This is a genomic window from Pandoraea captiosa (assembly GCF_902459775.1).
GTDB lineage: Bacteria > Pseudomonadota > Gammaproteobacteria > Burkholderiales > Burkholderiaceae > Pandoraea > Pandoraea captiosa.
In genome coordinates this window covers 23,658-48,260 of the sequence record NZ_CABPSQ010000002.1, presented here as the reverse complement: position 1 = coordinate 48,260, position 24,603 = coordinate 23,658, and the positions used below count along the sequence as shown (strand labels likewise).

Annotated in this window: 14 protein-coding genes; 6 read left to right on the top strand and 8 right to left on the bottom strand. The window is 64.7% G+C overall.

Translation table 11 applies throughout. From position 1 onward, the window contains the following. Positions 1–273 precede the first annotated feature (273 nt). A complete protein-coding gene (gene phhA / locus PCA31118_RS05570; protein WP_150623861.1) occupies positions 274–1,119 on the bottom strand; it encodes a phenylalanine 4-monooxygenase in 846 nt (281 codons plus the stop codon). Between the two features lie 141 nt (positions 1,120–1,260). Between phhA and PCA31118_RS05565 the strand changes: the two genes are divergently transcribed. Further along, positions 1,261–1,755 carry an Lrp/AsnC family transcriptional regulator gene (locus PCA31118_RS05565; RefSeq protein ID WP_039394205.1) on the top strand — a complete coding sequence of 165 codons (495 nt, stop codon included), beginning with the start codon at positions 1,261–1,263 and terminating at the stop codon, positions 1,753–1,755. Positions 1,756–1,882: 127 nt separating this feature from the next. Here the strand turns inward: PCA31118_RS05565 and PCA31118_RS05560 are convergent, their stop codons facing one another. After that, positions 1,883–2,398 (bottom strand): FUSC family protein, encoded by a 516-nt coding sequence (locus PCA31118_RS05560; protein ID WP_150623859.1) that lies wholly within the window; start codon positions 2,396–2,398, stop codon positions 1,883–1,885. Between the two features lie 244 nt (positions 2,399–2,642). Here PCA31118_RS05560 and PCA31118_RS05555 point away from each other — a divergent pair, with 244 nt between their 5' ends. From PCA31118_RS05555 to PCA31118_RS05540, 4 genes are all read left to right on the top strand, one after another. Then, positions 2,643–8,657, top strand: a complete 6,015-nt coding sequence (locus PCA31118_RS05555; protein ID WP_150623857.1) for an alpha-2-macroglobulin family protein — start codon at positions 2,643–2,645, stop codon at positions 8,655–8,657. 91 nt (positions 8,658–8,748) lie between these two features. Then, a complete protein-coding gene (locus PCA31118_RS05550; protein ID WP_150623855.1) occupies positions 8,749–9,459 on the top strand; it encodes a lysoplasmalogenase in 711 nt (236 codons plus the stop codon). Positions 9,460–9,580: 121 nt separating this feature from the next. Beyond that, entirely contained in the window at positions 9,581–11,887 is a 2,307-nt protein-coding gene (gene pbpC / locus PCA31118_RS05545) for a penicillin-binding protein 1C (RefSeq protein ID WP_150623853.1), read from the top strand. Positions 11,888–12,117: 230 nt separating this feature from the next. Next, positions 12,118–13,089, top strand: a complete 972-nt coding sequence (locus tag PCA31118_RS05540) for a delta(1)-pyrroline-2-carboxylate reductase family protein (RefSeq protein ID WP_150623851.1) — start codon at positions 12,118–12,120, stop codon at positions 13,087–13,089. A 7-nt stretch (positions 13,090–13,096) separates the two neighbouring features. Here the strand turns inward: PCA31118_RS05540 and PCA31118_RS05535 are convergent, their stop codons facing one another. The 6 genes from PCA31118_RS05535 to PCA31118_RS05510 form a co-directional block, all read right to left on the bottom strand. Then, positions 13,097–13,960 carry a heme ABC transporter ATP-binding protein gene (locus PCA31118_RS05535; protein ID WP_150623849.1) on the bottom strand — a complete coding sequence of 288 codons (864 nt, stop codon included), beginning with the start codon at positions 13,958–13,960 and terminating at the stop codon, positions 13,097–13,099. A 24-nt stretch (positions 13,961–13,984) separates the two neighbouring features. Further along, positions 13,985–15,148, bottom strand: a complete 1,164-nt coding sequence (locus PCA31118_RS05530) for a FecCD family ABC transporter permease (RefSeq protein WP_246190093.1) — start codon at positions 15,146–15,148, stop codon at positions 13,985–13,987. A gap of 122 nt (positions 15,149–15,270) precedes the next feature. Then, positions 15,271–16,161, bottom strand: coding sequence for a heme/hemin ABC transporter substrate-binding protein (locus PCA31118_RS05525; protein ID WP_425495333.1), 891 nt, complete (start codon positions 16,159–16,161; stop codon positions 15,271–15,273). 50 nt (positions 16,162–16,211) lie between these two features. Continuing rightward, positions 16,212–17,321: a hemin-degrading factor gene (locus PCA31118_RS05520; RefSeq protein ID WP_150623845.1), complete on the bottom strand. Its 1,110-nt coding sequence runs from the start codon at positions 17,319–17,321 to the stop codon at positions 16,212–16,214. Positions 17,322–17,452: 131 nt separating this feature from the next. Next, positions 17,453–19,948: a TonB-dependent hemoglobin/transferrin/lactoferrin family receptor gene (locus tag PCA31118_RS05515; protein ID WP_246190091.1), complete on the bottom strand. Its 2,496-nt coding sequence runs from the start codon at positions 19,946–19,948 to the stop codon at positions 17,453–17,455. A 323-nt stretch (positions 19,949–20,271) separates the two neighbouring features. Beyond that, entirely contained in the window at positions 20,272–20,733 is a 462-nt protein-coding gene (locus PCA31118_RS05510; RefSeq protein WP_044457521.1) for an Lrp/AsnC family transcriptional regulator, read from the bottom strand. Positions 20,734–20,966: 233 nt separating this feature from the next. Here PCA31118_RS05510 and PCA31118_RS05505 point away from each other — a divergent pair, with 233 nt between their 5' ends. Then, on the top strand, positions 20,967–24,593 hold the full coding sequence (locus PCA31118_RS05505; protein WP_150623843.1) for an indolepyruvate ferredoxin oxidoreductase family protein: 3,627 nt from the start codon (positions 20,967–20,969) through the stop codon (positions 24,591–24,593). Positions 24,594–24,603 lie beyond the last annotated feature (10 nt).

Genomic DNA, 24,603 nt, shown 5'->3' with positions numbered 1-24,603 from the left:
CAATGCGGCGTCGAAGACGACTGCGTGCGGTGTGGGGGGACGACTCTTCAATATCCGACGCAGCACCATGCGACACCGACGAAACGGCGCGACGCCGTTTCATGGATCTATTGTTCCACAGCCGGACCGAGCCTGTGTGTAAGCGCTGTCTGATAGCGCGCGCGGGAAGGGCAGATCGGGCGCGTGGCGTTGGCTCGGGGCGCCCTTGATGGCGACGTCACGACAGCGGGCAGACCTTGGGACACTGCGGTCCGGAATGCCCGGGCCGTGCCATCATGCCGCCAGCAGAACTTCCGTGTCCTCGGGACGACGTGCGTTGGCCTCGAACGAGGGTTGCGCGGCGAACGTCCTGAACAGGGTCGGCAGATCCGAGAGCATGGCGTCGAACAACTGTGCGAAGTCGTCGATCACGAAGTACGTCTGCTGAAAGGTGTCGATGCGGTATTGCGTGCGTAACACGCGCTCCAACGAGAACCCGACACGGTTGGGCTCGTGCGAGGTCAGCGAGAACTCCGTTTCACCACGACTGGAGACGATGCCCGCACCGTAGATGCGCAGGCCGTTGCCATCACGCATCAAACCGAATTCGACGGTGTACCAGTACAGGCGAGCGAGCAGCGGCAACGCGCCGAGCGATTGGGCGACCGTGCCGGCTTTCCCGTAAGCTTGCATGAAGTCGGCGAACACCGGATTGGCGAGCAACGGCACATGGCCGAACACGTCATGGAAAAGATCGGGTTCCTGAAGGTAGTCGAGCTGATCCGGGCGACGCATCCACCATGTGGCGGGAAAGCGTCGATTGGCGAGGTGATCGAAGAACACGTGATCCGGCACGAGACCGGGCACCGCCACGACTTGCCAGCCGGTCGCAGCGATCAGTTTTTCGTTCAGCCGATCGAACTCCGGCACGCGACGAGCGTCCATGTCGAGAGCGCGGATGCCGTCCATGAAGGCATCGCACACGCGGCCCGGCAGCATGGCCGTCTGACGTTCGTAGAGTTGCTGCCACACCGCGTGATCCACCGCGCCGTATTGCTCGACGGGTTGATCGATGGTGAAGTCGGGGCGGGTCGCGAGACCCGCTTCGAATTGCTCCTGGAGCATGGCAGTAAGGGACATGATGCGAACGACTCAATCAAGCGGTGACAATGATTGAAAGTGTATTGCGCATGGCATGCGAAATGGGCGCATAATGCGCCTGTGGTGAAAGTCGTTTGCATAAATTTCGCATAAAAATGTGATTTATTGCGGAGAATCGTCATGCTTGATCTGGATAGCTTCGATTTGGCCCTTCTGGACGCCTTGCAGAAGGAAGGACGGGCCACCCATCACCAGTTGGCGGAGCATGTGGCGCTCTCGGCGTCGCAGATCGGTCGGCGCCTGCAACGGCTCGAAGCCGCAGGTGTCATCGAGGGGTATCGCGTGGTGTTGCGGCCCGAGGCATTGGGCCTGGCGGTGACGGCTTTCACGACACTGCGTCTGCAGCATCATGGCGATCAGGTCATCGAACGTTTCCAGGCGGAAATCGATCTGCTGCCCGAAGTGCTCGAATGCCACGCGGTCGTCGGCGAAGCCGATTACCTCTTGAGGATCGTGGTGCCGGATCTGAATGCACTGTCCGCATTCGTAATGAAGCGCCTCATGCAGGTGCCGGGCGTGGAGAACGTGCGTTCGAACATCGTGCTGAGCGCATTCAAGCGCAGCAACGCGCTGCCACTGAGTTACCTGTCGAACAACCGGCCGGCGTCGCGATAAGCCGCTGAGTTCTCGAGTCCATGCGGGCTCGGGCACGTCGATCTATCCAGAGGGCGTCGGGCGCGCATGGCACTCGACGCCACATCAGTCGTTTTCGCTCACGCCTGCGTCGCCCGATGCGCAGCGCTCAGTCCTCCGGCATTAGCAACGGCTTCACATATCGTCCGTAGATCAGCGACTGGATCAGCGCAACGGTCGACCCGATAAGCACTTCGATCACACGCAGCATGGCGAGGCTCAGTTCTTCGTGCAGGCCTTGCCCCTGCCCGCTGAGCGCCGCCGACATCAGAATGACCACAGTCGCGGGCCCGAGCCGCCAGTTCGCCGGGTAGTTCTGCACCAGCATTGCCGCCAGCGTGGCGATCGTAATCCCCACGAGCATCGCCGCGAGTCCCGGCCCCATCACCAGCAAGACGATACATGCCACGATCGCGCCCGTAATCGTGTTGACCGTGCGCGCCTTGAAATTGCTGCGCGCCTGCAGCGGGTCCGGCTCGGTCACGATAATGAGCGAAATCATCGCCCAATAGGGCTCGGGGAAGCCCGCCGCGCGCAGACCGAACCAGACGATCAGCGAGCCGCTGAGAATCTTCACCAGATAGACCAGTGCGTTCTTTTTCGGATGGAGAAAGGCGACGGACATGAGGGGTGTACGTAGAGAATGCGGAAAGATCGAGGAAAGATGTCAGTGTGACATAGCCCGATTCCCGGACGACGATCCGCGCAACGATTGAGACGAATTCCGAACGGATGACTAAGACGTTTCCGACCCGGGCGCGTCTCCCATCCTAAATATCGAATTCCGTCCCGGTTCTGTTGGGAAACGGTTCGAGATGCCAAAGACTGCGGGTTAGAATCGCCTCACCAGAACCCGGGAGGAGTCCGGCATGCATAGCCGAACGCAACGCGTCTGGCCGGCTGCGCCACTGGCGTGGGCGGCGCTGAGTCTTGGAATGCTCGCGGTATCGCCTGCGCAGGCGGCACGCGTGGTGAGCGTCAGCCCGCAGGGCGAAGTCGCCAGCGTGAGCCAGGTGGTCGTCAAATTCGACGAAGCGATGGTTCCCGCCGGTGATCCTCGCGCGACGGCACCGGCCGCCGTAAGGTGTTCCGATGCCTCGTTGACCGGCGACGGCCATTGGCTCGAACCCAAGATCTGGGTCTACGATTTCAAGGGCGATTTGCCGCCGGGGGCGAAGTGTTCCGTCGAGATGCGAAGCGGCCTGTCCGCCGTCTCGGGCACAGCCCTGTCCGGCGCCACGAAGTACGCATTCAATACCGGCGGCCCGGCAGTCTCGTCCATCCGACCGTCGTATGGCCCCATCGACGAGAATCAGATATTTATCCTCACGCTCAACGGTGCGGCCAATCCCGGGAGTGTGCGCCAGAACGCATGGTGCGAAACGGAAGGTATCGGCGAGCGTATCGGCGTGAAGTGGATCGAGGGCGACACACGCACGGCGTTGCTCAAGCGCTTCAATCTCGACAAGCAGTCGGGGCGCGTGGTCATGCTGCAATGCAATCGCACGCTAGCCGCGGGCGCGAAAATGCATCTGGTCTGGGGCGCGGGGATTGCCACGCCGTCCGGCGTGCCAACAAAGCAGGCGCGACGTTTCGAGTATGAGGTGCGCGAACCGTTCACCGCCAGCTTCAGTTGCGAGCGGGAGAATGCCAATGCGCCATGCACGCCGTTGCGGCCGCTGCGCCTCACGTTCAACTCACCGGTCGCACGTGACATGGCCGCCAGGATCCGGCTGCAGGGCGCCGGCGCCGAGCGCGCTCCGAAGTTTAGCGATACGGAACGTTCCTCCAGCGTGGTGGACGTCTCGTTCGAAGCGCCTTTCCCGGAAAAGGCCGAACTGACACTTTCGCTGCCGACCGGGTTCACGGACGACAGCGGCCGGGCGCTCGACAACGCCAGTGAATTCCCGTTGAAGACCAGAACGGCAACGATGCCGCCGTTGGCCAAGTTTGCGGCCGCGCCGTTCGGTATCGTGGAGCGCTTCGCGGAACCGGGCATGCCGCCCATGCTGCCGGTCACATTACGCAAGGTCGAACCGGCCTTGCAAATCCATGGTCTCGGCGTGTCCGGAGAAGCCGCAGCCGGTCGTACCTTGCAATTGCGGGTGGATGACGACGCACAGGTCATGGCATGGATGTCTCGCGTGCGGCGCTTCGACGAAACGACGATGACGCGCAAGCAGATCGCCGAGGAAATGCCTTCGATCCTGACTGCGCCAGCGGCAAAGGAATCGTTCGGACCTAACGCAGCGGCTATCGTCGAAGACAAGATCACGCGGTACGACACGCGCAGCCTGTCGCTGCTCTCTGGATTGCAGGGCGTTCAGGCGCTCACGCTGCCGGTGCCAAAGGAGAAGGATCCGCGACCGTTCGAGGTGGTTGGGATTCCCTTCCAGAAGCCGGGTTTCTATGTCGTGGAACTGGCATCGCAATCGCTCGGCGCAGCGTTGCTGGGCAAGTCGCTGCCAATGTACGTGCGCACGACGGTGCTCGTCACGAATCTTGGCGTGCACTTCAAGATGGGGCGTGAGAACGCGCTTGCTTGGGTGACCACGCTCGACAAGGGGCAGCCTGTCGCCAATGCCAAGGTGCGGGTGCTGGATTGCGACGGCAGCGAAGTCGCGAGCGCCGTGACCGACAAGACGGGGGTCGCCAGGTTCGACAAGGCGCTCGAACGTTACCGGTATTGCCAGAAGACGGGACGCTCCGGCTACTTTGTGGTGGCGCGCACGCAGGGCAACGATCCTGACATGGCGTTCGTGTCGTCCGACTGGGATCGCGGTATCGAGCCGTGGCGCTTCCATGTGCCGACCGACGGTGGCGACAGCCCGACGGTTCGTGCGCAGACGGTGTTCGACCGCATGCTGTTCCGCGTCGGCGAGACGGTATCGATGAAGCACTTCATCCGTCAGGAGACGATGCAGGGGCTCGCGTTGCCCGCCAGCTTGCCGTCTCAGTTGACGATCACGCATGAGGGCTCGGGTCAGACGTATACGCAGCCTGTCACGTGGCGTAACGGTCGGCTTGCCGAAAACACGTTCCAGATCCCGCCGGGCGCAAAGCTTGGCGAATATACCGTCACGCTGAACTACGCGGATAACGACTCGCGACCCAAGACGTATCCGCAGTCGCTCGATGCAGGGCGTTTCCGGGTGGAGGCGTTCCGTCTGCCCGTGCTGACAGGATCGATCGGCGTGCGTGACGCGGCAAAATCGCCCCTCATCAACAAGACGGAAGCCCCCGTCAACGTGCAGGTCAATTACGTCGCCGGCGGGCCGGCGGGCAACCTGCCCGTTCGTGTGTCGGCCTTGATGCGCGTGCGCGATCTGACGTTCGACGGCTACGACGATTTCAGTTTTACGCCGTATCGTCCGCCGTCAGCGCAGTCGGGTGGCGACGATGACGATGCCGGTAGCGACGAAACGTCGGGGTCCAGCGATCAGAAGCTTGTCGCCGATAAACAGAGACTGGTGCTCGATCGCAACGGCGTGGGAAGTCTGACGCTCAAGGATCTGCCAAAGGTGGATCGCCCGAGCGATCTGGTGCTCGAAGCGAGCTTTGCCGACCCCAACGGCGAGATTCAGACGCTGCGCGGCAACGCTACCCTGTGGCCGGCCAATCTGATTACCGGTGTGCGCAGCGAGAGTTGGGTATCGGTCACGAACAAGCTGCCGGTCAAGGCGTTGGCGCTCGACCTGCAAGGCAAGCCCAAGTCTGGCGTGGCAATGGAAGTGCGCGCCGAGGCGCGTATCACGACCAGTAGCCGCAAACGCATGGTTGGCGGCTTCTACGCTTACGACAATCGCACTGAGGTCAAGGATCTCGGCAAGGTGTGCAGTGGCAAGACTGACGAGCGGGGGCAATTGTCCTGCGATGTGTCGCTCTCACAACCGGGCGAAGTCATGCTGGTGGCGCAGGCGAAAGATGACAAGGGCAATCTGAGCACGTCGACAACCGCTGTCTGGGTCACCGGCCGAGGCGAAGTCTGGTTCGGCGGGGACAACACCGATCGCATGGACGTGCTGCCGGAGCGCCGCGCTTACGAGCCGGGCGAGACGGCCAAGTTGCAAGTTCGCATGCCGTTCCGCACGGCGACGGCGCTCGTGGCGATCGAGCGCGAAGGCGTCATGGAGACGCGAACCATGGAGATTTCGGGCAAGGAGCCGAATATCTCCCTGAAAGTCGATCCCGCGTGGGGACCGAACGTCTACGTTTCGGTGCTCGCGGTGCGAGGGCGGATTCATGAGGTGCCCTGGTACTCGTTCTTTCAGTGGGGCTGGAAACAGCCGCTGGAGTGGTTCCGGGCGTTCTGGTACGAGGGGCGCGAATATCAGGCGCCCACGGGGCTGGTAGATCTGGGCAAGCCGGCCTATCGCTTCGGTCTGACCGAGTTGCGTGTGGGGACGGCCGGGCAACGTCTGACGGTGGAGGTGAAGCCCGATGCGACCACCTATCCGGTGCGGGGGCGCGCCAAGGTGCGCATCAAGGTCACGCAACCGGACGGCAAGCCGGTGGCGGCCGGCTCAGAGGTGGCCGTGGCTGCGGTGGACGAAGCGCTGCTGGAACTCGCGCCGAACACCAGCTGGAATCTGCTCGACGCCATGTGGCAGCGCCGCAGCTATACGGTGACGACGGCGACCGCGCAGATGGAGATCATCGGCCGTCGGCATTACGGACGCAAGGCCGTGCCTGCCGGCGGTGGCGGGGGCAAGAGCCCGACACGCGAGTTGTTCGACACGCTGTTGCTGTGGCAACCCCGCGTGGTTCTCGACGACAAGGGAGAAGCGACGGTCGATGTGCCGCTCAATGACTCTCTGTCGAGCTTTCGCATCGTGGCGGTGGCGGACGACGGCAAGCCGGGCACGCAGGCGCTCGGCTGGTTCGGTACGGGATCGGCGACCATTCGCGCCACGCAGGATTTGCAGCTGATTTCCGGGCTGCCGCCGTTGGTGCGCGAGGGCGACAACTACCGTGCACAGTTCACCGTGCGCAATACGACCCAGCATGCCATGCAGGTGCAGTTGAGCGCGCGCGCGACCCAACTGACATCGGCGCCGCAGAGCGTGGCCGTACCGGCCGGCGAGTCGCGGGAAGTGGCGTGGGAAGTGACCGCGCCCACCGGGTTGGCGGACACCCGTGCACAGCGGGTGCTGTGGGAGGTCAGCGCACAGGCGCCTGCGGCCGGTGGCGCTCCTGCGGCAAGCGACGCCATCAAGGTGGGGCAGGACATCCAGCCGTCGCTGCCTGCGAGCGTCCAGCAGTCGGTCCTCATGCAGGTCGAAGGCAGTCTCACTTTGCCAATGGCCCCGCCAGCCGGTGCCGTCGCCGACAGTACAGGCAAGTTGCGCGGTGGCGTTCGCGTCAGTCTGCAGCCGCGTCTGTCGCAAGGATTGCCGGGGGTGAAGCGTTGGTTCGAGTTGTATCCCTACGCGTGTCTGGAGCAACAGGCATCGAAGGCGCTCGGTCTGCGGGACGTGGCGCAGTGGAAGCGCGTGATGGGCACCTTGCCGTCCTATCTGGACGAAGACGGTCTCGCGAGCTATTTCCCACCGCAGGAAGGCTTTGCCAACCAGGGCAGCGATACGCTGACGGCTTATCTGCTGGCGATGAGCAACGAAGCCAAGGCGCTCGACCCGGCATATGGCCTGCCGGACGACGCACTGGCGCGCATGGCGGATGGTCTGACGGCATTCGTGGAAGGGCGTCTCACCCGCCGTTTCTGGGCGCCGCGCGACGACCTCACCCTGCGCAAGCTCAGTGCCATCGAGGCGTTGTCGCGCTATGGCCGGGCGAACGCGCGCATGCTCGGCTCGCTCACGATTGCACCGAACGACTGGCCGACGTCAGCCGTGATCGACTGGTACGCGATCCTGCAACGGATGCCCGATGTACCGCAGCGCACCGAGCGGCTGGCGCAGGCCGAGCAGATCCTTCGGGCGCGTCTGACGTATCAGGGCACACGTGTGGGTTTCTCGACGCAAGGCAGCGACGGTCTCTGGTGGCTCATGGTCGGACCGGAAACCAACGCGGCGCGACTGGCGCTGCTGATGAACGCGAACCCCGCATGGAAGGACGAAATGCCGCGTCTCGTCATCGGTCTGCTGGGGCTGCAATCGCGCGGCGCCTGGTCGACGACGACGGCCAACGTGTGGGGCGGTCTGGCGGTGGATCGGTTCTCCGCTCGCTTCGAACGGGAGACACCGTCGGGGCACACCTCGGTTCAGTGGCAGAGCGACAATCAGACGAGCGGCGGTGTGCAGAGCGTGGATTGGGACAAGCTGAAGGCAGGCGCTGTGCCGCCCGCGATCTCGTTGCCGTGGCTTGCCAACGCCAAGGCCGGCGCTGACAACGGGCGAGATGTCCTGCGTCTGGAGCAGACGGGGGCAGGCAAGCCCTGGGCCACGATCCAGAGTCTGGCGGCGGTGCCGCTCAAGGCGCCTTTCGCGGCAGGCTACCGTGTGACGCGCAGTGTCCAGGTACAGGATGCCGCTGAACGGTCGGGGGACAGCTTCGTGCGCGGTGCGGTACTGCGGGTACGGCTCGATATCGATGCGCAGGCGGACATGCGTTGGGTGGTGGTCAGCGATCCCCTGCCCGGCGGTGCGACCGTTCTGGGCGGCGGTCTCGGACGCGACTCAGCTATCGCTACACAGGGCGAGAAGAGCGAAGGCGCAATGCCCGCATTCGAGGAGCGCGCGCAGGACGCCTATCGTGCGTACTACGACTATCTGCCGAAGGGGCAGCATCGGATCGAGTACACCGTTCGCCTGAACAACGTGGGCAAATTCGCGACCCCGCCAACGCGTGTGGAAGCGATGTATGAACCCGCGATGTATGGTGAGTCGCCCAACCCGCCGGTGCAGGTGGTGCCGGCAAAGCCATGAAGCACGCCGACGGAAGGGAACAGGCACGGGACGGCCGAACGGGAGAGGCAATGGGCGATGCAACAGGAGACGCAACAGGAGACGCAACGAGATGACGTCGAACTTCTTTGCACCGGCGGCGGCGCTACCGCGCGAGGCGCGTCGCTTCTGGTGGCTCGCCGCAATCGCGGGCGCTGCCTACGCCTTGTCGCTGCGTAGTACGCCATATGCCGACCAGGCCATCGCGAAGCTCTTCCTGTGTGCGCTGTTGCTGTTTGCCGCGATGTATCACCGCGTGCCCGGCGAACGCAGCTGGCTTTGCGCGGCGCTGATCTTTTCGGGCGCAGGGGATGTCCTGCTCGCCATTCCGACATTGGCGCAGGGCTTCGTCATGGGACTGGGGGCTTTTCTGGTGGCGCACCTCGCGTATTTCGTACTGTTCTGGCGCGTGCGTCGTCGGTGGGGCGCCGTGCCGATGTGGCACCGTATCGCGATTGGCGTCGTCTGGATCGCGGCGGCGCTGTCGTACGCCATGTACTGGCCCGGCATGGGCGCGCTCAAGGCGCCGGTCGCCTGCTATGTGATCGTGTTGGCCATGATGGCGACGGCGGCGCTGCTCGCCGAGCTTCGCGCAGAATGGGCTGCTGTCGGCGCGTTGCTGTTCACGGTATCGGATGCGCTCATCGGCACCACCCGTTTCGTGGGGTCGGTCCCCGCGCAGGAGTACGCCATCTGGATTCTTTACGCGCTCGCACAGCTTTTGCTCGTCGCGGGGGTGATGGCGCCGCGGGCGTCGCACCCGGCACAGGGCGCTGCGCAATAAACGCATGGCAAAGGATGGTGTGATGGTCGCAGTGCGTGGAGGGCGTGTAGCGCATGGCGGACGCGCAGTACGCGGAGTGCGTGGAGCGCGTGGAGTGCGTCGCTGCCGCGGCGTGCGTCTGATGTCGCGGGAACTTGCACGCAAGCTGATGCTGAGTTTAGCGCTCACGGTCGCCATGCTCACCACACCCGCGACCGCCAGCGCGGTACCGACTTTTGAGGAAGTGCGTCAGGACTGGCGCGCGTCGGACTGGATTCTGCTGGATCGCCGTGGTGAGCCTGTGCAGCGGCTACGCGCTGACATGCAGGCGCAACGCGGCGACTGGATCACGCTCGCCGAAGTCTCGCCCGCTTTTCGTCAGGCGCTGATCGTCTCCGAGGACAAGCGTTTTTACGAGCACAGCGGGGTCGACTGGCGAGGCGTGGCCGCTGCCGCTTGGGGCAATCTCTGGCATTCACGCACGCGCGGCGCGTCGACGCTGACCATGCAGCTGGCGGGGTTGCTCGACGACGATCTGCGCCCGAGTGCGCGAAATCGTTCGGTGACGCAAAAGATCGGGCAGGCCGCGACAGCCGTGTGGCTGGAGCAGCGCTGGCGCAAGGACCAAATTCTCGAGGCGTATCTCAATCTCGTGCCGTTTCGCGGAGAGCTCGTCGGCATTTCGGCCGTTTCTCAGACACTCTTCGGCAAACTCCCGAGCGGCCTGGACGCCCGTGAGGCGGCGCTGGCCGTCGCGCTGCTGCGTGCGCCCAATGCACCTGCGGCGCGTGTCTCGCAGCGTGCCTGCGGCATTCTCAAGGATATCGGGCAAGCGGCTGATTGCAGCGGATTGGAAGGCTATACGCAACTCGTGTTCTCGCGCCCCGCGAGCGTGATGGCCACGCGAGATGCCGTCAATCTGGCGCCGCATTTCGCGCGACGCGTCTTTAACGAAACTCGCCCCCCGGCAGGCACGCGGATTACCAGCACGCTGGACGCGAATCTTCAGCGGGTGGCCGTCAATACGCTCCAGCAAACCCTGCGTGAGTTGAGCGCACCGGGGCGCTCACGCAATGTTCAGGATGGCGCCATTGTCGTGATCGACAATGCGAGTGGCGACATTCTTGCTTGGGTCGGCTCATCAGGCGTGCTGTCGTCGGCGTCGCAGGTCGATGGTGTTACGTCGCTGCGTCAGGCAGGCTCCACGCTCAAACCGTTTCTCTACGCGCAGGCCATCGCCGAGGAACGTCTGACAGCCGCATCGCTGCTGGACGATTCGCCCATCGATTTGCCCACGGGCGGCGGTCTGTACATTCCGCAAAACTACGACCGTCACTTCAAGGGATGGGTAAGCACGCGTACGGCATTGGGGTCGTCGCTGAACGTGCCTGCCGTGCGCACGCTGGTGATGGTCACGCCGCGCCGGTTTGCGCAAACGCTCGTGACGCTCGGATTGCCGCTCACGCAAAGCGGCGACTACTACGGGTTCAGTCTGGCGCTGGGCAGTGCGGATGTCACTTTGTTGTCGCTCACGAACGCCTATCGTGCGCTGGCGAACGGCGGCATGGTGAGCGCAACGACTGAGCGTATGTCAGGCCGGGACGACAGGCCCCTCACGTCAACGCCGTCCACGTCGTCGACCTCGCGCCCATCCGACCCGGGCAAGAAAGGCACCGCGAAAGCCGCGACCCGACAGGGTGCGAATACGGTCGTTTTCTCGCCGCAGGTGAGCTTCATCGTCTCGGACATGATCGCCGACCGGCAGGCGCGCACGCGCACGTTCGGTCTGGACAGCCCGCTTTCCACCCGGTACTGGACAGCGGTGAAGACAGGCACGAGCAAGGACATGCGCGACAACTGGGCAGTGGGCTACTCGCGCCGCTACACGGTGGGCGTGTGGGTCGGCAATGCGGATGGCGCGCCGATGTGGGACGTCTCCGGTGTCTCCGGGGCGGCGCCGATCTGGCACCGCTTGATGGACTTCCTGCATCGTCGTACGGCCAGCGCGCCGCCCATGCCGCCGCCCGGGCTCGAACATGTCGCAGTGCAGTATGCCGAGCACGTTGAACCTGCACGTGAAGAGTGGTTTTTACCGGGCACGTCGCAAAGCACCATTGCGCTGTCGGCGCTCGCGAGCAAGGCGCCCGGCGGGCCGCTCTGGCGCATTGCGGGGCCTGCGGACGGAACCATCGTCGCCCTCGACCCGGACATTCCTCCGGCCAATCAGCGGGTGTGGTTCCAGGTGGCGGCCGCATGGCCCAAGGGCGCTGCGTGGCGACTCGACGGCAAGCCGCTCTCGGGCACTGCGCGTGTGGGATGGTTGCCGTGGCCGGGGCGTCACGTACTCGAACTCGTGGACGCCTCCGGTGCGGTGCGTGACAGTGTGCGTTTCGAGGTACGCGGTGCGAGCGTGAGCGACGACAAGCGCATGCGCAACGCGAGCCGCTGAGCGTATGTGCGCGACCCTGCCTGCAGACGCCGATGCCGACACCGATGCCGACACCGATGCCGATAGGGAAGCATCGATACGAATTGTCACGATTAAATTTTGATGTGGCAGACGCGTTACCGCGATGCGCGCTACACTGAAATCAGACTTGGCAAAGCGTGACGCGATGCAACGGCGATGAGTGCGAGCTCCGGCGTTCGATGGCGCACGCCCCGAAGCGGAGACAATCGATGATCACGCTGGATGCGCACCAGACCGCGCAGTTGTTGCCTTATCCCCAGTTGGCCGATGGCATCGAGGCCATGCTCATGGAGATGCGCTCAGGCACCGCGCGCGCACCGGAGCGTCTGCATTTTCCCCTGACCGAACCCGAACGCGGCCGCCGTGGCGGCGTGCTGCTCGTCATGCCAGCCGTCAATCGCGACGTCGCGATGACCAAGCACATTACCGTTCACCCCGAGAATTGTCGCGCGGGCAAGCCGTCGATCATCGGCGAAGTGATGGTGTTCGATCCGCACACGGGCGAGCGCCTGATGTTGCTCGACGGGCCGACAGTGACCGGACGCCGAACCGCCGCCGTGACACTCTTCGCTGCGCGAAAGTTTGCACCGCGTCCGAAAGGACCCGTGCTGATCGTTGGTGCGGGTGTGCAGGCCCGCGCGCATCTCGAAGCGTTCGCGGCGGGCATGGGGACGCGTCATTTCATGATCTTCTCGCGCAGTCCCGAGCGCGCGCATGCGCTGGCCGAGCATGCGGCGACCCTCGGCGTGGAGGCCACCGTCGTCGATGCCATCGAGCCGGCACTCAGTACTGTGAGCATCGTGGTCACGGCCACGACCAGCAGCGAACCCGTGTTGCCGGACAGCGACACGATGCGCTGGCGCGACGACATCTTCGTGGCGGGCGTAGGCGCGTTTCGTCCCGACATGCGTGAATTGCCGCCGCAGTTGTGCCGCGACGCAGCCGTGCGCGGCACGCTGGTGGTCGATACGTGGGAGGTGAAGCACGAGGCCGGCGATTTGCTACATGCCGCCATCGACTGGGCCCGTGCGGCGCCGCTCATGGACGCGATCATCACCCCGGATCGCTATCGCTCAAGCGGGCCGGTGCTCTTCAAGAGCGTGGGTTACGCGTTGTGGGATCTGGCCGCGGTGCTGTGTGCCCGTGCCAATCTGGCAAAGGATGGCGTGCCCGCGTCCTGACCGCTGCTCAGGCGGGTAACGCGAACGGCACGCTTGTTGCGGCCGTCGCCATCGATGCCGGATAGCCCATCGTCGCCTCGGGCGTCCCCGGCGTGATGACATGCACGGCAAGCCCCAGCGTCGTCTCGATGAGATCGGGACGCATCACTTCGTGCGGCGTGCCGGTCGCGAGAATGCGGCCATCGGCAAGCAGGGCCATCCGGTCGGCATGGCGCGCCGCGAGGTTGATGTCATGCACGATGGCCATCGCCCCGAACCCCCATGACTTTGCCAATTCGCGTGTGAGCGCCAGTAGGTGATGCTGATGCGCCAGATCGAGCGCCGCCGTCGGTTCGTCGAGCAGCAGATAACGTGGCACCGATGGCACTGATGCCACCGACGGGACCGAGGCGTCCGCGTCCGGCCAAAGCTGTGCCAGCACGCGGGCGAACTGTACCCGTGCCCACTCGCCGCCCGAGAGCGTCATGACGTCGCGATGCATCAGCGGCAACGCGCCAGCCTTCTCCAGCGCGAGGGCCGCGATGTCGTGATCGCGCTTGCCGGACTTGGGAAACGGCAACCGACCCATCGTCACGATTTCCAGCGCACTGAACGGGAACGACAACTGCGCGGTCTGCGGCAATACGGCGCGCAAACGGGCCAGCGCCGAGGCCGAGTACCGGGCAAGCGGTGCGCCGTTGAGCGTGATGGCGCCGCTGGTCCGGGTGCGTGGCGGCAGTGGTTCGCCGGCGAGTGCCTTGAGCAAGGTACTTTTGCCCGCGCCGTTGCGGCCGAGCAGCACGAGCAATTCGCCGGGACGAATGTCGAGCGACAGGCCGTGGAGCACGGGGAATTCACCGTGAGCAATCGTGAGGTCGTAGGCGCTGAGCATGGCGATGTCCAGGTATCCCGAGGGTCAAAGTCCGAACTGTGCGCGGCGTCGCCACAGCAGCATGAGAAAGAAGGGCGCGCCGAGCAGCGCCGTCAGAATGCCCAGCGGCAATTCGGCGGGTGCGACCCACGTGCGCGCCACGAGATCGGCGAGCAGCGTGAGAATCGCGCCGAAAAGCGCGGCGGCCGGAAGTACCGCGCGCGGATCGGGGCCCACGACCAGCCGGACAATATGCGGCGCGATCAATCCGATGAATCCGATCATGCCGCTCGATGCCACCAACGCACCCACGCACAGCGCACACGCGACCATGACGCGACGTTTGACAGACTGCACTGCCACGCCCAGATGCAGCGCCTCGGCTTCTCCCAGCAACAGCGCATTGAGCGACCGACACTGCGAGGCGAGCGCGACGATCCCCAACGCGACGGGCCATACGATCACCGCGAGCATGGACCATTGCGCGCCGCCGAGGCTGCCCAGCGTCCAGAAGGTGAGCGTACGGAGTTGCGTGTCGTTGGCAAGGTAGGTCAGCAAGCCGATGGCCGCACCGGACACCGCGTTGATGGCGATACCCGCGAGCAGCAGTAGCGGCAGGGCAAGGCGGCCACGTCCGGCCGCCAGTCGATAGACCAGCGCAGTGACGCCCAGCGCACCGACGAACGCAGCGACCGGCAGCATCCAGAGCCCGAGCGACGCGGCCAGCGCCGTCGGCAACAGCACGCCACCGAGCACAATCACACCGGCTGCGCCCAATGCGGCACCGCTGGCAACACCGATCAGCCCCGGATCGGCGAGCGGATTGCGAAAGAGCGCCTGCAACGCCGCGCCGGCCGCACCGAAGCCCGCGCCGACGAGGACCCCGAGCAAAATGCGTGGCAGGCGGATCTGCAACATGACGTTGCGCGCCTGGTCCTGAACGAAGTCGCCCGTCGCGCCCCGGAACAGCGCGCTGATGGCTTCGTGCGGCGCGATTCGATACGCACCACCGCACAGGGCAGCCAGTACCGCGGCTGCCAGCAGGCCGGCGAGCACCGTCATGACGAGCCATCGCGGCGGACGTCGGCGAGCGACGCCCGCACGCGCCGGCTCGTTGGTGTTGACGCTTGCGGGACTCGACGTCTCGGTGCGAAGAGCACTGGACGACGATGACCTCGTCGGTGGGCGGATCGGCGGAGCGGCTGACATGACTTCGTTCAATGGCGAATGGCGGGATGCTGAGGGGGCGCGAAGCGAACGAGTGCGACGCGGCGAAACACGAAAGCGTTCGGCGCGTCACCTCGCGCTCCGGGCAGGCGTTCACATGGTGATCACGTGGTGTGCACGCGTCTGGCGAGCTCGGCGATCGCCTGTGGCAGACGCGGGCCGAAACCGAGCAGATACAGCGCATCGAAGCTCACCACGCGTCTGGCGCGCCCGGCGGGAGTATTGGCCAGACCGGGTTGGGCAAGCAGGGCGGCGGTCGGATCCGCCGACGATGGCCCCGTCGTGGTGGTCAGCAGCACGTCGGGTTGGGCGGCGACGGCCGCTTCGGCCGTGAGGGGACGGTAGCCGTTGAAGCCGCGCAACGCATTCTCGGCGTTGGCGTAGGCAAGCATTGCGTCGGCTGCCGTGTCCTGTCCGGCGACCATCACCTGATTGCCGGTGTGCCCGAGAATGAAAAGCACGCGCGGGCGACGGGCAATGCCGTACTGCGTGTCGATACTGTCACGCGCCCGCACCCAGTCGCTCATGAAACGGCCAGCCACACGCGCACCGTCGTCGCCGATATTCAGCGCGTTAGCGACACCGCGAATGGTCTCGCGCACCAGTTCGGCCGTATAGCCGTGCCTGAAGTGCTGCACGGGAACGCCCGCCGCCTCGATTTGCGCCAGCACATTGGGCGGCCCGGCTTCTGCACCGGCGAGCAACAGGTCGGGATGCAGCGACAGCACGCCTTCGGCGGACAACGTGCGCAGATAGCCGATCTTGGGCAGCTTCGTGGCGGCTTCGGGATAGAGGCTGGTGAGATCGTTGGCGATGACCCGATGCTGCGCGCCGAGCGCGTAGACGATCTCCGTCAGTGCGCCGCCGGCGACGACCACGCGCTTCGGGCCGTCCTTGGCACCGGACGCCGCCGGGGCGGCGTGCGCGAGCGTCGGGAGCAGGGGCAGCATCGCGCCGAGGCAGGCGCCCGCGGTCAGCCGGGCGCCCGCCGTCATCAGGGCGCGGCGCGTGAGCACGGACATGCCACGCGCGTCGAGGGACCGGTTCACGCTGATGCCTCCGCGATCCCGTGCGAGCCCTCCACGCGCAGCAGCGCTGCGCGCCAGTCCTCGCGTTCTGCCTGCCCCGGCTTGCGTTCGCCAAAGAACATGGCGATCACCATGCCGGCGGCGTCAAGCAATTCGAGCGACGAGACGATGCCGTCCGCCGTGGGCTTGCGCACGATCCAGGCCGTATCGACGAGGTCTTCGCGCAGATGGAGGTTGAAGCCCGGATCAAGAACGTTGACCCAGGGGCCCATGACCTTGATGTTCGACACAGGACCGGTGTGGATCTGGATCATGCCTGCGTTGCCCACGAACACCATGATCGGCAATTCGGTGCTGGCGGCGTCGTCGAGCAAGGCGCGCACGGACGCGGCCGCGACCCGCTGCGCATGCCCTTGCGGTGCGAGACGCAACGCCTGTGCGCGCGATACGCCGTGACGCTTGAGCATATCGAAGAACTGATGCGTGTCGGTCATCGCGAGCCAGTCACGCTGGAAAGCGGTGGTGTCGATGTCGGCGTCCGGTGTCTCGGCCTTCGGTGCGTCGGCTGCCACGACTTGTTCGCCCGGCGTCTGATCGTCGGCACGGAAGCGGGCGACGAGCGCGTCGTAGGCGAGGGCATCGCTATGGTCGCGCAGGAACATCTTGTGCACGGCGGTGCCGGACTTGTCGAAGAACTGCAGCGAGCGGCGCGGCCCGTTTTCGGCGGGCGTCTGGACCGCGTAACCGTACGCCCACTGGTGATAGAAGATGCGCAGGTCGAGGTCCTTGCCCAGACCGAGGCCGATCGTGCCCTGATGCGAGAGTTTCTCGTACTGACCGTCCTTTTCATGCACGGCAGCGTTGTTGCGTGTGAGCGCCATGACGCGCCCGAGCGTCGGCAGCGCTTCGACGATTTCGACGAATTCCGGGCGCAGACGCACGACATGGTCGCCGACGAAGGCAGCGACCGTCTCGCCTTCGGACACACCGAGCGCGGCGGCGGCATCGCGGTCTCGCAGGTTCTGTTCGGTCTTCACCCGCTGGAATTCGCTGCGCAGACGGGCGACGGCGGCCGGCGCCGGGAATGTCGGGCGGGCGGTGGAGGTGGCGTTTTGAGCGTTCATCATGGTGATTCCTTGAAAAGCGTGTTGGCTGGCAATGTCATGCAAGGGGCTTGCAGTGCCTTGCGATGGCTGGCACGCGCCGGTCCACGTGCTTCCGTGCGAACCGGCGCGGTTCCGACAATCGATCCGAAGGATCAGTACTGAAGCTTCAGGCTCACAGCGACGCTGCGGCCCGGTGCCGAATACGCGTCCTTGACGGTCGAGTTCTCGGCGAGGTTGCGAACGTCCGACCAGTTCCAGTACTTGCGGTCGAACACGTTGTAAATGCCGGCGTACACCGTCGCGTGCTTGTTGATGTGATATCCGCCCGACAGATCGAGCACGATCGACGAGGGCGGCGCCCAGCAGTTCTGGTTCTGTTGCGTGCCTGCCGTGCAGGACCTGGCGATCTGGCTCTGCGACTTGGCCGCCTGGAACATGAGGTCCGCCTGAGCGAACCACGTGCTGTTCGGCTCGTAGCGCACACCCACCACCATCGAGAACGGGTTGACGGTGTTGAGCGGCTGGCTGGCCGCGCCGTTGTCCTCGGTCGTGCCATGCGTGTAGGCCATTGCCGTGCGCAGCGTGACGCCGCCCTTGAGCGCCCACGTGGCTCGCCCTTCCCAACCCTGAATGCTGGCGCGGCTGAAGTTCACATACTGGTAGATGAGCGGATCGTTGGGACGGCCCGAGCCGCTGATGTTCTGCTGCGAAATGAAGTTGCGGTACTTGCCCGCGAACACGGCGGTGCTGTACGTGACAGGGCCGAGCGTGGTCGCCAGGCGTCCGCGCAGCCCCAGCTCCAGCGTGTCGCTCGTCTCCGGCTTCAGGTTCGGATTCGCGATCGACATGTAGCCGTAGACCGGATTGGAGAAGCCGTTGTTGACCTGATCGGGCGTCGGCGTGCGGAAGCCGCGTGCGTATTGCACGTAGGGAATCAGCGACGGCGCGATCTCGTACATGATCGCCAGGCGCGGCGAGAACGCCGAATCGTTGGACTCGGTCGGCGGCGCGAGGGCGCCCGATGCCGTCTGCGAGACATACAGCGGATCGTTCTTCTTGGGCGAGAGCCAGTAAGCGTCGTAGCGGATGCCCGGCGTGACGGTGAGCGCGCCGTAGCGGATTTCGTCTTGCAGGAACGCGCCGAAAAGCGTGTAGTCGGTATCGGGGAACGCCTTGTTCGGGAACGACTCACCGACACCCGGCACCGTGCCGTTGCGGTAACTGGTCACATACGCGAGGCTCGCGTCGGTGCCGTACACGAGCTTGTGCGCGAGCGGGCCGGTCGTGAAGTTGCTCTCGGCCTGCAATGAGCCTCCGACGGTGCGTTCCTTGTACGTGTTGTCGCGCGTACGATCGCCTGCCGTACGTTTTTCGTACGAGTACTGGTTGTTCTTCGCGTCCTGGAAATAGAGCAGGGCGTGGGCGTTCTGGAAGTACGGTTGCGAGGCGTCCTGGAAGTCGTAGTCGAGGCTCACGCGATTGCGTTCGAGCCGGTCGCTCGTGTGCAGGCCGAGCGTGGTCGGCGGGTTGACGGCGGACAGGACGTCCGAGTCGGTGCGTCGGCGCACGGTCTCTGCCGTGAGCTTGAACGTCGAGAACGGCGTGGCCTTGAAGACAAGTTTGCCGAGCACCGAGTCGCCGTTGGTGTCCTGCGGGTTGGCGGTCGTGCGTGCCGTGCTGGCGGTGTCGTTGGTGCCTTTGCCGTCGAGTTCGTGGCCCTTGTTGCCATCGACGATCACCATGCCCTGCCACTGCTCGCCGCCCCACGCGGCCTGGGCCGTCGTGCCGAAGCTGCGGTCCATGGAGTTGTAGTACGGGCGCAGCGAGAAGTAGGTGGACTTGCCGAACACGTCGAGCAGGTCCTGCGGGTCTTTGGTAAGGAAATTGACGACGCCGGTGAGGCCGTCGCTGCCATAGAGCGACGAGGCCGGTCCGCGAAGGATTTCGATGCGTCGCAGCAGGTCCATGCTCATGTAGTCGCCGCGACCGGCTTCGAGCGGGCCGAATGCGTACGAGGAGGGCATGCGGATACCGTCTTCGAAGAGGGCGACGCGATTGCCTTCGAGACCACGGATGTTGATGCTGGAATTGCCGTCGCGACCGCCGCCGGCGGCTGCCGAGGCCGGTCGATAGGGAGCGCGACGCACCGTCACGCCGGGCTCGTAGCGCAGGGCCTCCTTGATGTCCTGCGCCTGTTGTTCTTCGAGGTCCTGATCGGTGATGACCGAAATGGACGCCGGCGTGCGTTCGCTCGACGTCGGCGTGCGCGTGGCCGTCACGTTCACTTCACGCAGATTGGCTTCGGCGAGTTGCAACGGGGCGCCGCGCATGCCGGGCGCTTCGGAGGTTTTCCGCGAGTTTGGCGATGCCTGCGCAATCTGGAGCGCTTGTGCGGCCTGGCCCGTCTGCGCGTGGTCGGCCGGCGCCTGTTGCGCGAAAGCGGCGGGCAGCCAGAAAGCGGCAATCACCGCGCCCGCGAGCGGGTGCAGACGCCGACGCGGCTCGGACGCGCGCGGGTGGCGCGAGGTCTCGATTCCGGCGAATCCGACGATTCCGGCGCGCTCGCCGCTTCGCGAATCGTTGACGCCGTAACCCCGGCGCATGGTCATGACAAAGGCGCGGCCCCCGCCGCTCGACGACTGCTTCACTGCTGCTCTCCAGTGCAAAAACCCCGTTGCTGGCTGGCAAGCGCTCGTGGCAATCGGCGTGCGCTCAGCGTCTTACTCGACGCTTCACGACACGCTGGCAGGCGCGGCTGGCGAAAAACTCTTGCGCCACCCGGCCGTTGTGTCGGCCTCGGACGAAGAACTTGATTCGATGTTTAAATGAGAATCATTTGCATTTTTAGCCGGGATTTTCCGGAACGTCAAGTGCGAATGTTGTGCAATGTCAACGTGTGGGAAGCAAACGAAGGGCGCGCGGGTGCCCGACAGCTAGCACGGCCGCCATGAGCGCCCCCCGCCCGTCGGGCTCAGATCGGAAGGCTCGTGTCGAACTTGATTTCGCGCAGTACCACGCTCGTCTTCACGTTCGAGACCGCAGGCAACCGGAAGATGTGTTCGTGCAAGAACGCGTCGTACGCCTTGATGTCCGGCGCCACGATTTTGAGGATGTAGTCGGCTTCCCCCGTGGTGCTGTAGCACTCGGTGACCTCAGGACACGAGCGAATTTCGCGCTCGAACTGCTCCGTGCCGCCTTCCGTGTGACGCGTGAGTTGCACGTGCGCGAGGGCACACACGTGCAGCCCCAGCTTCTCCCGGTCGAGCAGCACGGTGTAGCGCTGGATCACGCCGCTTTGCTCCATGTCCTTGATGCGACGCCAGCACGGCGTGGCCGACAGCCCTACGTTTTCGGACAACTCCTGCGCGGAGCGCCGGGAATCGATCTGCAACAGACGCAGGATCTGTCGGGCAAAGTTATCGAGTAATTCCATTTCTCAAAACTGCCTTTATCGAAATAAACGTTTCTTATTGTGCGCTCAAACGAGTGAAATAGTAAAAATCTTTCTCCAGCCTCCCCATACACTGCTTCCATAACCGACGCGTCGCCGTTCTATGCGATTCGCGTCGAGACGAACAGAACAAATGCCCCCGCAGTACCGCCGGATGTCGGGCCGACGCCGATGACGACAGCGCGACAGCCGGTGCGGGGATCAGGAGATATCGAATGAATGCCCCCATGCGCGCCGCACTCGCGACGCCCACCGCCAACCCGCTGGCCCATCCCGACTATCAACTCTCCGATGCACTGACGGCGCGCAAAGGGCAGATTTTCCTGACCGGCACGCAGGCGCTCGTGCGGATCTTGCTGATGCAGCACCAACTGGACGCCGCGCGTGGCTTGAATACCGCCGGTTTCATCAGCGGCTATCGGGGCTCGCCGCTGGGTGGCGTGGATCAGCAGTTGTGGAAGGCGAAGAAGTTGCTCGATGCGGCGAACGTGAAATTCCTGCCCGCCATCAACGAAGAGCTTGGCGGCACGGCAGTGATGGGCACGCAGCGCGTGGAAGCGGATCCCGAGCGCACCGTCGAAGGCGTGTTCGGCATGTGGTACGGCAAGGGGCCGGGGGTGGATCGCGCGGGCGATGCACTCAAGCATGGCAACGCTTACGGCGCGTCGCGTCACGGTGGCGTTCTGGTGGTGGCTGGCGACGATCACGGTTGTGTGTCCTCGTCGATGCCGCATCAGAGCGATTTCACGATGATGTCGTGGAGCATGCCGGTGCTCAATCCGGCGGATATCGGCGAGCTCGTCGAATTCGGTCTTTACGGATATGCACTGTCGCGTTTTTCCGGCGCGTGGGCGGGTCTGAAGGCCATCTCCGAGACGGTCGAGTCGCGCGGCACGGTCGACCTCGACAAGATCCGTACCGACTGGACGGAGCCGCTCGATTACGTCGCACCCGCGGGCGGCCTGCACAACCGCTGGCCCGACCTGCCGAGTCTTGCGCTCGAAGCGCGTCTTGCCGACAAACTCGACGCCGTGCGCGCGTTCTCGCGCGTGAACAGCATCGACAAGTGGATTGCCTCGGCGCCCGATGCCGATATCGGCATCGTGACGTGCGGCAAGGCGCACCTCGATCTGATGGAAACGCTGCGTCGTCTGGACATTACGGTCGACGATCTCGCCGCAGCCGGGGTTCGCATCTACAAGGTGGGCCTGTCGTTCCCGCTGGACATGTCCCGTCTGGACACTTTCGTTGCCGGGCTGAAGGAAATTCTCGTCATCGAGGAAAAGGGCCCGGTCGTCGAACAACAGATCAAGCAGTATCTCTACAACCGCACAACCGGCACGCGTCCGGTCGTGCTGGGCAAGACCGACGCCGAGGGGCGCGCCTTGCTCTCCGCGCTGGGCGAACTGCGTCCGTCGCGCGTGCTGCCGGTGTTCGCCGAGTGGCTGGCGAAGCATCGTCCGATGCTCGATCGCCGCGAGCGCGTGGTCGATCTCGTGGCGCACGACATCCTCTCGAACGCTGCCGACGGCGTGCGCCGTGTACCGTACTTCTGCTCGGGCTGTCCGCACAACACGTCGACGAAGGTGCCCGAAGGCTCCATCGCGCAAGCGGGGATCGGCTGTCACTTCATGGCGTCGTGGATGGACCGCGATACCACCGGCCTGATCCAGATGGGCGGCGAGGGTGTGGACTGGGCGGCGCATTCGCATTTCACGAAGCGCGCGCACGTCTTCCAGAATCTGGGCGACGGCACGTACTTCCACTCGGGGTTGCTGGCGATTCGCCAGGCCGTGGCCTCGAAGGCGAACATCACCTACAAGATCCTGTACAACGACGCGGTCGCGATGACCGGCGGTCAGCCGGTGGACGGCTCGATTTCCGTGCCGCAGATCGCGCGTCAGGTTGAGGCCGAAGGCATTGCGAAGCTCGTCGTGGTGAGCGATGAGCCCGAGAAGTATGTCGGTCACGAAGGGCAGTTCCCAAAGGGCACGACGTTCCATCATCGCAGCGAGCTCGACGCCGTGCAGCGCGAACTGCGCGAGATCCCGGGCGCGACCGTGCTGATCTACGATCAGACGTGCGCGGCGGAGAAGCGTCGTCGTCGCAAGAAAAACGAATTTCCGAATCCGGATCGCCGTCTGTTCATCAACGAAGCGGTCTGCGAAGGCTGCGGCGATTGCGGCGTGGCATCGAACTGTTTGTCTGTGGAGCCGGTGGAAACGGCGATGGGACGCAAGCGTCGTATCGATCAGTCGTCCTGCAACAAGGATTTCTCGTGCGTGAACGGCTTTTGTCCGAGTTTCGTGTCGGTCAAGGGCGCGCAGTTGAAGAAGGCGCTTGCGGCTGCGTTCGATCAGGCGGCGTTCGAGGCACGCCTTAACGCGCTGCCGCAACCGGTGGCACTCGCGGGCGACGCGCCGTTCGACATCATGGTCACGGGCGTGGGCGGCACGGGCGTCGTGACGATCGGCGCGCTCATCACGATGGCGGCGCACCTCGAAGGCAAGAGCGCTTCCGTGCTCGACTTCATGGGCTTCGCACAGAAGGGCGGCGCGGTGCTGTCGTTCGTGCGCTTTGCCAACACGCCGCAGGCGCTCAATCAGGTGCGCATCGACACGCAGCAGGCCGACGTGCTGCTCGCTTGCGACATGGTCGTGGGCGCGAGCGCCGACGCCTTGCAAACGGTGCGTCGCGATCGCACGCGGGTGGTCGTCAACACCCATGCCATTCCGAACGCGACGTTCGTGCAGAATCCTGACGCGAATCTGCATGCCGACGCGTTGCTCGAAAAGATGCGTCACGCAGCGGGGAACGACAAGCTCGACGCGTGCGACGCTCAGGCGCTGGCGCAACGCTTCCTTGGCGACACGATGGGGTCGAACATCATCATGCTCGGTTACGCATGGCAGTTGGGCCTCGTGCCGGTGTCGCTGCATGCACTGCAACGCGCCATCGAACTGAACAACGTGGCGGTGCCGATGAACCAGCTGGCTTTGGCCATCGGACGTCTGGCCGCAGGCGATCCCGCTGCGCTCACCGAGACGACGATGAAGGCAGTTAATGCCACCCATGCGCCGGTGCATGCACCGGTGGCGGACGACATGACGCTCGATGCGCTCATCGCCCATCGCGTGGCGTTGCTCACGCAGTACCAGAGTGCCGCGTATGCGTCCCAATTCAAGGCATTCGTGACGAAGGTTGCCGATGCGGAAACGCGTGTGGCCGGCGCGCCGGGGCGTTTGGCGCGTGCTGTCGCTCAGCAGCTGTCGCGTCTGATGGCGTACAAGGACGAGTACGAAGTCGCGCGTTTGTATGCGCAAACGGCATTCACCGACGCGCTGGGCGAGACGTTCGAGGGCAAGCCGGGGCGTGACTTCCGACTGGAATTCCACATGGCGCCGCCGCTCATCGCGCGTGGCAAGGACGGTGGCGCGCCGAAGAAGGTGACGATCGGCCCGTGGCTGTGGCCGGTGCTGCGTGGCATGGCGAAGCTGCGCGGCTTGCGTGGCGGTGCGCTCGACATCTTCGGTTACACGCTGGAGCGCCGCATGGAGCGTCAGTTGATCGTGGATTACCGTGCGACGATGGAGCGTGCGCTGGCGGGGCTCTCGGCCGATACGCTGGCGGATGCGATCGCACTTGCCGAAGCCCCGGCGAAGATTCGCGGTTACGGTCACGTGAAGCTGGCGAATCTGGCGATGGCCAAACGTGTGGAGGCGACCATCGCCGGCCGTCTGGGCATCACCCCGGCCACGGGCGACGCCGTCGAGCAGGCGTTGGCGCACGCACGCACCAGCGGCAAGTCGCTCAAGGGCATTCCGGTGGTGACGACGCGCTGAGTTAAATGCA